Here is a 13,239-nt window from a genome sequence, read left to right as displayed (position 1 = left end):
TGGGTACGCCCATGTGAGGTGAATAATGGTGACACATCTATTTATGCCAAATAAACAACTCTCCCAAATTTTTTTCTGGCCGTTGCTCATCGCCCTGGTGTCTATGGCTGGCTTGATTTTCGCGCTGGTTTTTGACGATGCGCGCGAGTATCTCGCGAATGCTGCCATCGCCATCCCGGTGTTGGTCGCAGTATTTTTCTATTGGATACAGCCGCTGTTTTCACGTCGTAAGTGATCGTGCCGGGCGATAAACGCCTAGGTTCATCGCGCAATTTTCTTTTTTACACCCCTGTTTTTTGCTTACAACACCAGATAGATCAAATCTTTTTATGTAAATAAGAATGATTATCATATAGAATATCATTAATTGCCGTGATGAATAGTCACGGTTTCAGCAAGCGCTGTGTAAACAAAAAAACAATGCGCAGTGGCTTGCATCATGAACTTAGGAGAAGTGACGTGAACGAGAACGAGAAGTTGCAGTCAGTCGGCGAAGAAGCCATTGCTTTTAAAGGGTTGTTTAAATCTGTGCAGTTAGCAACGACTAATGCACAAGGGATCCCCGAGGCAAGTTATGCCGCTTTTGTCGAACGCGATAACAAGTTTTATATTTATGTGAGTGAGTTGGCTACCCATTGCGCCAACTTGCGTGAAACCGGGCGTTGTTCAGCCATGTTCATTGAGAGCGAAAAAGATGCTGGTCATTTGTTTGCCAGAAAACGTCTGGTGTTCAAATGTGACACGCAAGAAGTCGCTAGAACGGACACCAAATTTGATGAGGTGATGGCCTTGTTTTATGAAAAGTTTGGCAAGTTCATGGATGCGATTGGCAAACTGACAGACTTTCATATGGTGGAATTAACCCCGTCGCATGCGAGTTATGTGGCTGGTTTTGCTAAGGCTTATCATTTGAACGGCCAGGATTTACTGCAAATCACACACCGTAATGATCAAGGCCATGCTGCACCAGACCATGCCAGCCAGCAAAAACTGGACGAACTGGCTTAAGTTTAATGGATGCAGTCATGAGTCACACTATTGAGTTTATCCGTCAGCAATTTTTGATTGAGCGCCAGTCGGGTAAGGCGCGCCATCGCGATATTGCAGAAAAACTGCAAATTTCTGAGGGCGAGCTGATTGCTGCGCATGTGGGTGTGAGCAATGAGGGCGCTTTGATGCGTGCGACGCGCCTGCAGCCAGTTTGGCCCGCGCTGATCAAAGCGCTGGAACCCTTGGGCGAAGTGATGGCTCTGACGCGTAATCTCTCCTGTGTGCATGAAAAAACTGGTGTCTATACCAACGTGAGTGATACCAATCACGTTGGGCTGGTGCTGGGTGCTGACATTGATTTGCGCGCGTTTTATGGGCAATGGGCGCATGGTTTTGCCGTGTCAGAACCTGGCGAAAACAGTACTCAACAGAGTTTGCAGTTTTTTGATGCCACTGGCACTGCTATTCATAAGGTGTTTATCAAGCCGCAAAGCAATGTTGCCGCCTATGAGGCGTTGGTGGTGCAATTTGCCGATGCCAACCAGCAGCCTGGGTTAGTGCCGCTGCCAGCTGCTCCGCAGGCAGCCGAAAAGCCTGATAGCAGCATTGATGTAGCAAGTTTTCAGGCGGCTTGGGCAGCGCTGCAAGATACGCATGATTTTTTTGCATTGCTTAAACAATTTGGCGTGTCACGCCTGCAAAGCATGCGGCTGGGTGAAGAGCAGTTTGTGCAGCCGGTTAACCCTGCCAGTGCACGTCAGTTGCTAGAAACAGCTGCCAACGACAATGTCGCCATCATGGTGTTTGTGGGTAATCCGGGCATGATTCAGATTCACTCTGGCCCGGTGAAAAAAATTGCGGTGATGGGCCCGTGGCTTAATGTGTTAGACCCAGGCTTTAACCTGCATTTGCGTGAAGACCATATTGCCAGTGCATGGGTCGTGCGCAAGCCGACGGTGGATGGCGTGGTGACTTCGCTGGAGCTGTTCGACCAGCATGGCGAGGTGATTGCAATGTTCTTTGGTGAGCGCAAACCCGGCAAGCCAGAGCTTGCTGCATGGCGGGCATTGGTTGAAGGCCTGCTTAACAATAATGCGTTATGTCTGAGTTAATATGTCATTTGTAAATATGCCGAAAAACGATTTGGAAACAACACCAGCCCGCCGTCATTTTTTGTTGCAGGCGAGTGCGCTCGCTGCCAGCGTTTGCCTGCCGCACACGATGGCCTGGGCAGCAGATAAAAAATCTGCCCGCCGTATTGTCAGTATCGGTGGTGCGCTGACTGAGATTATTTATGCCTTGGGTGCCAGCCATGAGCTGGCTGGTGTGGATACCACTTCACTGTTTCCAGAGGCGGCAACCAAGCTGCCAAGTGTGGGCTATGCACGCACTTTATCCAGCGAGGGTATTTTGGCATTGGCGCCTAACCATGTGATTGCGACTGAGGATGCTGGCCCGCCCGCGGTGCTGCGTCAAATCAGTGCGGCAGGTGTGCCGGTGACCGTGTTGGCTGCCAATGACAAGTTTGAAGGCGTGCTGGATCGCGTGACTCGACTAGGTGGCTTGATTGATCGCCCAACGCAGGCGGCGCAATTAGTTGAAAAAATGAAAACTGACTGGCAGCGTGCGCGTGAGCCTATTTTGGCCCGTAAATCACCCGCGCCACGAGTGCTTTTTATCCTCTCGCATAGCCCGGGCCAGGTCATGGTTGGCGGCAAGGGCAGCAGTGCTGAGGCTATGCTACATTATGTCGGTGCGCATAATGCAGTGCAGGGGTTTGATGGTTTTAAACCATTAACGCCGGAAGCTGTGATTGCGGCCCAGCCGGATGTGGTGTTGTTTACTGACCAGGGTTTAAATATCGTGGGCGGGATTGATGGTGTGTTAAGGCTGCCGGGTGTGGCACAAACGCCAGCAGGGCAAAAGCGCCGTGTGGCCTCACTGGAGGCGATGTTTATGCTGGGCTTTGGCCCGCGCATGCCGCAAGCAGTGACCGCATTAGATAACGCATTATTGAAGGTGATGAGTACATGAATGCGATTGCAGGTGCGATCTCCTTGACTTCGCGTTTTACCACCGGCCTGCTCAACAGGCCGGTCTGGTTTTTATCGTTAGTGCTGCTGTTGTGTTTTTGGGTGGCCGCATGGGCAGGCGCAGTGCCTGTGACCACAAATGACTGGATGGTGTTATGGCGCCACGAAGAGCCGCTGACCAGTGGCGCATATGTGCTGTGGAACCTGCGCTTGCCGCGTATGTTTTTCGCAGCCTTGGTGGGTGCAGTGCTTGGCTTGTCTGGCGCGCTGACACAAGGCCTGTTTCGTAACCCGCTGGCTGACCCAGGCTTGCTAGGGGTCACCAGTGGCGCAGCTTGTGCAGCGGCCTTGACCATTGTGGTGCTGGCGGGCAGCGGCATTGATATTCCGGTTGCCTGGCGTTTTTGGGTGCTACCAGTGGCTGCGTTTGCGGGTGCGGTTGGGGTGTGTTTATTGCTGGATACTGTTGCACGCTGGCTGACCGCAGATTCGATTGCCGGATTATTGCTGACCGGTATTGCGTTGAATGCATTGGCTGCTGCCATTATTGGCTTGTGTACTTACCTGGCGACCGACGAGCAATTACGTAGCCTGACTTTTTGGACGCTAGGCTCTCTGGCAGGCGGCAGCTGGCCGTTAGTGGCGACACTATCATTATTGCTAGTGGCTGCTCTCTGGTATGTGCGGCGGCTGGTGAGTGCCATGAATGCGTTAGCGCTGGGCGAAGCTGCGGCCGCGCATGTAGGCATCAATGTCCGGCATCTGCGCCGCCGCGTGATCATTCTGGTCGCGCTGTTGTGCGGATTCTCGGTAGCCTGGTGTGGTGTCATCGGCTTTATCGGCCTGGTTGCGCCGCATATTGTGCGCTTGGTAGTCGGCCCTGACCAGCGCCGCCTTGCGCCATTGGCCATGCTGGTCGGCGCTATTATTTTACTGGTGGCGGATACTACCGCCAGAAGCGTGGCTATTCCGGCAGAAATCCCGGTGGGTATCTTTACGGCCCTGTTAGGCGCGCCTTTCTTTCTTGTCCTGCTCACCAGTGTCAGGAAGGGTAACTAAGCATGACCGACGCAGTAAAAAACATCAGTATGTTGTCACTCGATCGTGTCACGGTGAATCTCGGCCAACGTACGTTTGGCCCCTTTTCACTTGCCATTCAACCCGGTGAGCGCGTTGCTGTATTGGGCCCTAGCGGGGCTGGTAAATCGACTCTGCTTAAATTGCTGGCACGAGAGTTAGCCCCCGCGAGTGGTCGCGCAGACTTTTGCCAGAGCCCACTCAAAGATTGGTCACTGTCGGATTTAAGCCGCCGTCGCGCTATTTTGCCGCAGTCGCATGAAGTCGCGTTTGGGCTGCCGGTTGACTTGGTCATCGGCCTGGGGCGCGTGGCACGCATGCACGACCCATCGCTTGACTCTATTGTGCAGCAAGCAGCTGAACAGGCGTGCGCGGCACATCTACTGGGCCGCCGTTTTGACACCTTGTCTGGTGGCGAAAAAGCGCGTGTACAAATGGCGCGCGTGTTTGCACAGCTGTGGGATGTGGAGCAGGGCTTGCTGCTGGTAGATGAGCCGTTGGCCGCGCTGGACCCGGGCTTGCAGTTTAGTTTGATGGAGGCGATTTATACGTTTGCCGCCAAACGCGGTCACGCCATTCTGGCCATTTTGCACGACATTAATCAGGCCCTGCAAGGCTTTGAGCGATTGATCTTTATCAAGCATGGCGCATTGGTGGGCGACTACCGCACACCGCATGTCACCCTGCCATTGCTCGAAGCGCTATACAACGTCAGCCTGGCCTCTGCCGTTACCGAGGACGGCGAAATGATTGTCGCCCCAAGCTTGAAGCCACGGGCTGTGGCTTAAGGTTAGCACCATTTTACATGGTGAGAGCCAGCTAGCTTGGCTCGTCCTCTTGATGTATTGAATGATAATTGTTATCATTTATGGCTTAGTGCAAGCCAACGAGAAAAGCCTCCTGTAGCCAGCAGTTTATTGACAGGGGAGCCTCGTGCGCAATTCACAATTATCATATTCATTCCGCCACCGTAGCCTGGTAGCCGCGCTACTGCTTGCTATTCCTTATCTTGGATATGCTGAAGATTCAGCGCGCAAAGAAGAGGTTGAATCTCTGCCGGAGGTCAAGGTCACCTCCCAGGCGGCAAAAGATCAGCCTTCAGAAAAAACAAAGTCATATACCGTTAAATCTACCGCAACAGCTACACGTCTAAATACAAGCATTCGCGAAACGCCACAATCTATCTCAGTAGTTACACGTGAGCAGTTGGATGATTTTCGTGTCTTGACAGTCAATGACGCGTTGTCTTACGCAACCGGTATTAAAGTGGAGCAGTTTGAAACAGACCGTACCGAATACACCTCACGTGGCTTTAATATTACCAACTTTCAGGTAGATGGCCTTAGCATGCCGATTAGTTTTAGCGGGACGAACTACGGCGATCTGGATATTGCCTTGTATGACCGCATAGAAGTGCTGCGTGGTGCCAATGGATTGGTAACGGGTCCTGGCAATCCTTCTGCCACCATCAATTTTATTCGTAAACGTACAACAAAAGATTTTCAAGCCAAAGCCAACGCCTCCCTGGGTTCTTGGGATAACAGACGTCTGGATGCCGATATTTCAGGCGCTTTGAATGGTGATGGTAGTGTACGTGCACGCCTGGTCGCAGCACACCAGGAGAAGAACTCTTATCTTGACCGTTACAGTAGTACGCGAGATGTTGTCTACGGCATTATTGAGGCCGACCTCACAGATAACACCAGTTTCGCTATTGGCCATACCTATCAAAGAAACGACGCCAGCGGCAATATGTTTGGTGGTTTGAGTTTGCTGTATTCCGATGGCAGCAAGCGTCCTTACAAAGTATCTGATTCGACCGCGCCGAGTTGGAGTTACCGCAATGTAGATACCAATATCAGCTTTGCCGAGTTAACGCATTACTTTAATAATGAGTGGAAAGTTAAAGGTCAGCTCACACAAAAAGCCGTTACCTCTGCCGGGCCTCATGATTATGTCTCTGGTAGTGAAGATCGTGCCACGGGCCTGGGCTTAAGTACCAATCCTTTCTTTTATACCTTTAAGACACAGGACTATGTAGCGGATATTTATGCCAATGGGCCATTTGAGTTGGGGGGGCGCAAGCATGAGTTGGTCGTCGGTGCCACTTTAAGTCGCAGTAATATGAGGGAGTTTTCTCGCAGTGTGGCGGGCGTACCACTTGACAGCTTTGATGCCGCCGGGGATGTTCCTTATCCTTCGTTTAGCCCTGAAAGTAAAAGCTCTGATTACTCAACCAGAACCACTAATCTTTACACGGCTGCCAAGTTAAATCCAATAGATGGACTCAAGGTTACGATGGGTGGTAGCTTGTTAAGTTATAAATTGGATGGCGAGGCTTATGCCGTGGCCCAAAAGGCCAATGAAGATAATAAGTTTATTCCTTACGTCGGTGCAATATACGATTTGAACGATGCGAACTCGTTGTATGCCAGTTATGCGGGTATTTACAGGCCACAAGTGGAGCGGGGGGCTAGCGGGACAGTACTAGCCCCATTAGAGGGCAAAAACTATGAGCTTGGTGTTAAAAGTGAATGGTTTAATAAGGCACTTAATAGTTCGTTTGCATTATTTAAAACCGAACAGGAGAACCAACCAGTGCCTATTCCATCGTCGCCAACTAACCAGTTGTACGAGGGCATAGAGGCGACGAGCAAAGGTTATGAGTTCGATGTGTCAGGTGAAGTGAGTGACCATTTGAGTATGAGTGCTGGCTATACCCGCTTAACCAGCATCAAAGGGCAAAGCGGTGCAAGTGCGAACACCTTCACGCCCAAGCATATGGCGCATTTGAGCGTTGTGTACAAGGTGCCATTTGTCCAGAATCTAAAAGTCGGTGCAAGCGTCAATTGGCAGAGTGACATCTATGTGGATATTGGCACTGTGCGCTACGAGCAGGATAGTTACGCTGTTTTAAATTTGATGGCTAATTATAAAATTGACAAGCAGTGGGATGTGGCCCTCAATTTATATAACGTGACAGATGAAAAGTACTTGTCGAGTTTTAGATATTCCGCATATGGCCAAGCCTTTTACGCAGCACCGTTTAATGGCATGGCGACGCTTACATGGAAATATTAGTGTTGAGCCTACGAGCAAGCTTTCGGTTACTTTGAACGACTGATTCGAAGCTAAAAACAACGCCCTGCCAATCGGTAGGGCGTTGTTTTTTATGGTTGCTCTACTGTTATCAACCGGCTTATGGCTGAGCTTTTAATTGATTTTGATAGTGAGAATTGTTATCATTTAATATTGATTGGGTTGCGCGTAAACACATCTCCCAATCGCCAGCAGTTGTTCGTAGTATTTCTACAATTAGCGGGCGTCAGCACACTTTTGTCGGCGAGCTATCGCGCTAACGCTGAATTTTATATTGATAACCAAGCATATTCTTAAGTGCTTGGTTTTTAACTTTTTGAGGTTATCTTGACATGAACTCGTATAAAAAAATCTTGCTTGCAGTGATATCTGCAATGGTTTTTATGGACGCTTCTGCTGAAGAGTCTGAAGTAGACACGTTGGAAGAGGTAAAGGTAAAAGCGTCGGCAGATGCCAATGCCAAAGGGCTGATGAAGCCGTATGCGGGTGGTCAGGTTGCTAAAGGTGGCCGTGTCGGTGTGATGGGTAACCAAGATGCGATGGATACGCCATTTTCAATCAATGCCTACACCAATGAGCTCATTCAGAACCAGCAAGCTAAAAGTGTGGGTGACGTACTTTTGAACGACCCCTCTGTGCGCGTTGCACGTGGCTTTGGTAACTTTCAGGAATCGTATTTTATTCGCGGTTTTCAACTGTATTCAGACAGTGTTGCCTATAACGGCTTGTATGGCTTGTTACCCAGGCAATATATTGCAGCAGAACTGTTTGAGCGTGTAGAAGTGTTACGTGGTGCCTCTGCCTTCTTAAACGGGTCTAGCCCGAATGGCGACGGTATCGGCGGCTCTATTTCATTGTTGCCAAAACGCGCACCCAATGAGCCATTAAGCGTGGTGAATGCAGGTTGGAGCTCTGGTAACCAGCAATTAATTTCTGCCGATGTTGCTAGACGTTTTGGGCCGGATGATCGTGCTGGTGTTCGGCTGAATGTATCCAAACGTGATGGTGGTACAGCAGTGAATAAAGAACATGCTGATGTGGATCTGGTGTCACTTGCGTTAGATTGGCGCGGTGAGAAGTTGCGCTTGTCTGGAGATATTGGCTATCAGGATAACCACTTGAAGCAAACGCGCACCAATGTCTCTCTGGCTGCAGGTATAGATGTACCTCGTGCACCCAAGAGTGATACGAACTGGGCACAGCCATGGTCGTATTCTAATGAGAGAGATACATTTGGTAGTCTGCGTGGTGAGTATGATTTGACAAGCAAAGTGACGGCTTACTTTGCTGGCGGGTTCCGCGAGTCACATGAAGCGAACTCTTTGGCGAACCTGACAGTGAGTAATTCTGCAACTGGCGCTGGTAGCCTGTATAGATTTGACAATACCAGAGAAGACTCGGTGCGCACGGGTGAAGTGGGTTTAAAAGGTAAGTTTGAGACAGGCTCGATTGGGCACGATGTGGTTTTGAATGCGAACTTATATCATTTTGAAAAAAAAGCAGCGTATACATTTGATTTTAGTGGCACTTCAGTAAATACCAATTTGTATGCGCCAGTTTACTCTTCACTGCCAGCCTTTACTGCAACGGCTGGCTCAGGCGGTGTGTTAAATAATCCGAAGACCACAGGTAGAACGATATTGCGAAGTGTGGCACTGGGTGACACATTGACTATGCTGGATGATCAGTTGTTGTTGACGTTAGGGGTGAGACATCAGCAAATAGTAGGTACAACTTATACCTACGATGGCGTGTTTGACGATGCTTATGATAAGAGTAAGTTAAGTCCGGTATTGGGTGCCGTGGTAAAACCTTGGGATGGCGTCTCTTTGTATGCCAACTATATTGAAGGTTTATCGCAAGGTGCTACTGCTCCGCAATCAACGCTTTCTCAACCAATTACTAACCCAGGCCAGACGCTTGCCCCCTACGTCTCTAAACAAAAAGAAGTGGGTGCTAAGTTTGACTTTGGTAAGATCCGTGTGACTACTGCCTACTTTACAACGGAGAAACCACGTGGTTTTGTGAATGCGGCGGATGTATTTACCTCACAAGGTAAAGAGGAGCATCAAGGGGTTGAGTTGATGGCGTATGGTCAGATGCTACCAGGCCTGCGTGTATTGGGCGGTGTTACTTGGTTAGATGCCAAGCAGAAGAATACTGGTGATGCTGCCTCTGAGGGTAAGCAAACCATTGGTGTGCCTGATAGACAAGCGAACTTGGGGGTAGAGTGGGACGCGTTTATGGTACCAGGCTTAACTTTTGATGCGCGCGTTATTGCTACTGGCAATGTATATGTCGATAGTGATAATACGCAACGTGCTCCAGGTTGGACCCGGTTAGATATCGGCGCTAGATATGCCACAGAAATTAAAGGGCATTTATTTACTGTACGCAGTCGTATTGATAACATAACAGACAGAGATTACTGGGCTTCTGCAGGTGGTTATGCGGGTACTACCTCTAATTCTGGATACCTTGTGTTAGGTGCGCCACGCACTGTGACGATTAGTGCGCAACTGGACTTTTAGTTTGAGGTAATGTGATTTGCGTTCTTACTTGCTGTTGATTCACCGCTGGTTAGGTTTGTTCAGTGCCTTGTTTTTGTTATTAACCGGCCTGACTGGCGCCATCATCTCGTGGGATCACGAGCTGGATGCGTTGCTTAACCCGCAACTGATGCATAGTGAGTCAACGGGAATGCACCAATCTACGCTGGCGCTCGCCAGGCAAGTTGCCGAGCGCTATCCGCAAGTACAAGTCAGTTCAATCCCGTTAACAGTAGAGCCAGGTCACACACTTGCGATTGGTGTCAGGCCGCTGCCCACCCCACCCAATGGCCTGGAGCCTGTCACGTTTAACCAGGTGTTTGTCGATCCTGTGAGTGGCGAAGAGTTGGGTAAGCGCGAATGGGGTGCGGTGTGGCCTGTAGATCGTACCAATGCTGTCTCGTTCCTGTATAAATTGCACTACAGCCTGCACTTGCCTGAGATGTGGGGCATAGACCGCTGGGGCATCTGGTTGTTAGGTGGCGTGGCGATTATTTGGCTGATTGATAGTTTTGTGGGTTTTTACCTCACCTTGCCCAAGTCTGCCAACAAACCCAAGACCAAGCTGCACAAAGCACAACGTCATCCTCATCAAGCAACATTCTGGCAGCGCTGGTGGCCTGCCTGGAAAATGCGCTGGAACAGCAGTACACACAAGCGTTACTTTGACATGCATAGAGCATTCGGTTTGTGGACATGGCTATTGCTGATTATTCTGGCGTTTTCAGCCTTGGCACTTAATCTGCGGCGGGAAGTGTTTATGCCGGTGATGAAGTCCGCTTTTACGTTGACGCCAGCCCCTTCTGATTTACGTCCGCGCTTACCCGTCGCACAGCAATTGCCACCAAAAGTGAGTTATGAACAGGTATTGGCATTGGCTGCAGAGGAGGCGCGTGTTCAACGTTGGCAAGAGCCTGTGGGGCGCGTTTCATATAGCGCGGCTTTTCAGCTGTTTAATGTCGATTTTTATTACCCTGAGGCGGATCACGGCGTGGCTGGCGCTGGGCATAAACGATTGTATTACGACGGCGTAGACGGGCATTTTGTAGGTAAGCGTATTCCATGGGAAGGCACCGTGGGCGATGTGATCGTGCAGGCTCAGTTTCCATTACATTCTGGCCGTATTCTAGGCTTGCCTGGTCGGGTGCTGATCTCGGTGATGGGGCTGGTTGTTGCCATGCTGTCAGTCACGGGTGTGTATTTATGGTTAAAAAAGCGCAAAGCCAGAAGAGTGTCTGCCATCATCGTGCAAGAGCAGGTGCTTGCCCCCAGGCGCATGCGCTCCAGCACACGCTGATTTGCGCTTTCAATAACAACACATACAGTAGTTATTTCTTAAGCGGGTATGCAATAATTTAACCTTTGATCCCGCCTTAGTATTCTTTCAAATATTGAAAGTCAGCTGTTACCAAATAGGCGGCCAGTGAAGGAAAGCTAACATGCGTATTTTGGTCATTGAAGACAACAAGGATATTTTAGCGAATATTCTTGATTACTTTTCAAAAGAGCATAAGGTCGATTGCGCACAAGATGGCTTGTCCGGGCTGCATTTAGCAGTGACGCAAGAGTTTGACCTCATCATTCTGGATGTGATGTTGCCAGGCATTGATGGTTTGCAATTGGCTAGCCGATTAAGAAACGATGGCAATGTCTTTACGCCCATAATCATGCTGACTGCCCGTGATACCTTAGCCGATCGCTTAAAAGGCTTTGAATCTGGCTCTGATGATTACTTAGTCAAGCCGTTTTCCCTGGCTGAATTAGAAGCCCGCGCCTTGGCGATCTACAGGCGCAGTAAAGGCATCAACAGTAGTATATTAATGGTGCATGACCTCAGCTTTGATATGAAAAGCCTGGTGGTGCGGCGTGCTGGGGTTATTTTGAAGATCCCGCCGTTTGGCTTAAAGCTGCTGGAGGCCCTGATGCAGCAAAGCCCTAACACAGTTAAGCGCGGTGACCTGGAGGAGCAGTTTTGGGGTGATGCAGTCACTCGCGGTGACAATTTGCGTGCGCACATTCACCAACTACGGACTGAAATAGACAAGCCTTTTGAGGTGCCATTGGTCCATACGATACACGGCATTGGTTATCGCATTGGGATAGAGAATGAATAAAGTTTCGATCAGATGGCGGATTGTGATCGCCTTTACCCTGATTACACTGTTTGTAGCAGGTGCCTTTACCTTGGGTATTTATACCATTGTGCATGCCATGGAGGATGAGCTGCTCTCGCAAGAGATGCACGAAAAACTCGAATTGATTGTTGCGAGCCCTGTGCGCCCTAGTGAGACCCTGAAAAGTCTTGGTTTGCATTTATTCACCTCGACCACGCCTGCCGATCCTAAAATTTCTAAATATCTTATCAATCTTAAGCCTGGCTTTACCGAGGTAGAAGCCTCGCCATCCAGCTACTACATTTATCGACAAACGATTCGTGGGCAGGATTACATTCTGGTGCAAGACCAGAGCATGTACGAAGATGGCTTCGAGCGGAATTTATTCATCGCCCTCAAGTCGGGTTTTCTCCTCACCATGTTGGTAGGGGTGCTGGTTGGCTGGTTGTTGGCCAGGCAAATTATCTCGCCGATTATTAAACTCTCAGCAGTATTCTCTCAACGAAAGTTAGGCGCGCTGGACGAGGCGCCGATTGCCAACCATTTTTCCAATGATGAAATTGGCGATCTCGCCCAGGCATTTGAGGAGGCTTATGCCAAGATCAAAGACGCGCTGTGGCGCGAAAGACTGTTCACCAGTGATGTCAGTCATGAGTTTCGTAGTGGATTAATGATTATTTCTTCTAGCTGCGAAGTGTTGATGCAGACCAGAGCCAAGGATGATCCTGATTGCGAAAGAATTCAACGCATTGCACGGGCGAGTGTGGAGCTGCAACAATTAATCGAGTCATTACTGATAGTTGCCCGTGCAGAATACACGGCTATCAACCCGGCAAAAACGCAAACACTGGCGCAAATTGCGCAAGAAGCCTTTAATCGCTGGCAACCTGCGTTTCTGGAAAAGAACATTGTATTTAATCTGATTAGTAAAGACACGCTTGAGTCGCGATTATTCAATGCTGATTTACTCTTAACGGCATTATCAAACCTGCTTAAAAACGCGCTTAATTACACCCACAGTGGCAAAGTTGAATTGATCATTTGCAGTGCGTCTGTGTCGGTTGTTGATACCGGTGTTGGCATTGAAATTGATCAGCAGAGCCAGGTGCTCAAGCCCTTTATTCGTGGTAACCAGCTCCCGTTAGATGGCTTGGGTCTGGGGCTGTCTTTAATTCAGCGCATCTGTGAAAATCAGGGCTGGCAACTGAGTCTACTCTCCGAGCCCAGGCGCGGCTCAACATTTACCATTAATTTGTAAAGTATTCACAAAAAAATCACAAAATACCCACGGAATCCCAACGCGCATTTATTTATTATGTCTGGTTATGAGAAGTATTCTCATTCACAATAATTAGCACTACCAGAAGAGAGATATGA

11 protein-coding genes are annotated in these 13,239 nt (G+C 49.4%); all 11 read left to right on the top strand.

Annotated elements, in window-relative coordinates; genetic code table 11:
• Positions 1-43 precede the first annotated feature (43 nt).
• The 11 genes from METH5_RS0103555 (at position 44) to METH5_RS0103505 (ending at position 13,120) form a co-directional block, all read left to right on the top strand.
• A complete protein-coding gene (locus tag METH5_RS0103555) occupies positions 44-235 on the top strand; it encodes a hypothetical protein (RefSeq protein ID WP_232410931.1) in 192 nt (63 codons plus the stop codon).
• A 224-nt stretch (positions 236-459) separates the two neighbouring features.
• Entirely contained in the window at positions 460-1,008 is a 549-nt protein-coding gene (locus METH5_RS0103550) for a HugZ family protein (protein WP_029147217.1), read from the top strand.
• Between the two features lie 17 nt (positions 1,009-1,025).
• Positions 1,026-2,102, top strand: coding sequence for a hemin-degrading factor (locus METH5_RS0103545; RefSeq protein WP_029147216.1), 1,077 nt, complete (start codon positions 1,026-1,028; stop codon positions 2,100-2,102).
• Position 2,103: 1 nt separating this feature from the next.
• Positions 2,104-3,024 carry a hemin ABC transporter substrate-binding protein gene (locus METH5_RS0103540; protein ID WP_081726692.1) on the top strand — a complete coding sequence of 307 codons (921 nt, stop codon included), beginning with the start codon at positions 2,104-2,106 and terminating at the stop codon, positions 3,022-3,024.
• A complete protein-coding gene (locus METH5_RS0103535) occupies positions 3,021-4,082 on the top strand; it encodes an iron ABC transporter permease (protein WP_051412833.1) in 1,062 nt (353 codons plus the stop codon). The genes METH5_RS0103540 and METH5_RS0103535 overlap by 4 nt, the downstream gene beginning before the upstream one ends.
• A gap of 2 nt (positions 4,083-4,084) precedes the next feature.
• Positions 4,085-4,888 carry an ATP-binding cassette domain-containing protein gene (locus METH5_RS0103530; RefSeq protein ID WP_029147213.1) on the top strand — a complete coding sequence of 268 codons (804 nt, stop codon included), beginning with the start codon at positions 4,085-4,087 and terminating at the stop codon, positions 4,886-4,888.
• 145 nt (positions 4,889-5,033) lie between these two features.
• Positions 5,034-7,181 carry a TonB-dependent siderophore receptor gene (locus tag METH5_RS0103525; RefSeq protein ID WP_051412831.1) on the top strand — a complete coding sequence of 716 codons (2,148 nt, stop codon included), beginning with the start codon at positions 5,034-5,036 and terminating at the stop codon, positions 7,179-7,181.
• Positions 7,182-7,582: 401 nt separating this feature from the next.
• A complete protein-coding gene (locus METH5_RS0103520) occupies positions 7,583-9,730 on the top strand; it encodes a TonB-dependent siderophore receptor (protein WP_232410930.1) in 2,148 nt (715 codons plus the stop codon).
• Positions 9,731-9,746: 16 nt separating this feature from the next.
• Complete coding sequence (locus METH5_RS0103515) at positions 9,747-11,045, top strand: PepSY domain-containing protein (RefSeq protein WP_232410929.1); 1,299 nt, start codon at positions 9,747-9,749, stop codon at positions 11,043-11,045.
• 142 nt (positions 11,046-11,187) lie between these two features.
• The gene (locus tag METH5_RS0103510) at positions 11,188-11,862 is read left to right on the top strand and encodes a response regulator transcription factor (RefSeq protein ID WP_029147209.1); all 675 of its coding nucleotides are present in this window, start codon (positions 11,188-11,190) and stop codon (positions 11,860-11,862) included.
• Entirely contained in the window at positions 11,855-13,120 is a 1,266-nt protein-coding gene (locus METH5_RS0103505; protein WP_029147208.1) for a HAMP domain-containing sensor histidine kinase, read from the top strand. The genes METH5_RS0103510 and METH5_RS0103505 overlap by 8 nt, the downstream gene beginning before the upstream one ends.
• The last annotated feature ends 119 nt before the right edge of the window (positions 13,121-13,239 follow it).

It is taken from the genome of Methylophilus sp. 5 (genome assembly GCF_000515275.1).
Classification (GTDB): domain Bacteria; phylum Pseudomonadota; class Gammaproteobacteria; order Burkholderiales; family Methylophilaceae; genus Methylophilus.
The sequence above is the reverse complement of the archived record's forward strand: the minus strand, read 5'-3'. Positions and strand labels throughout refer to the sequence as shown.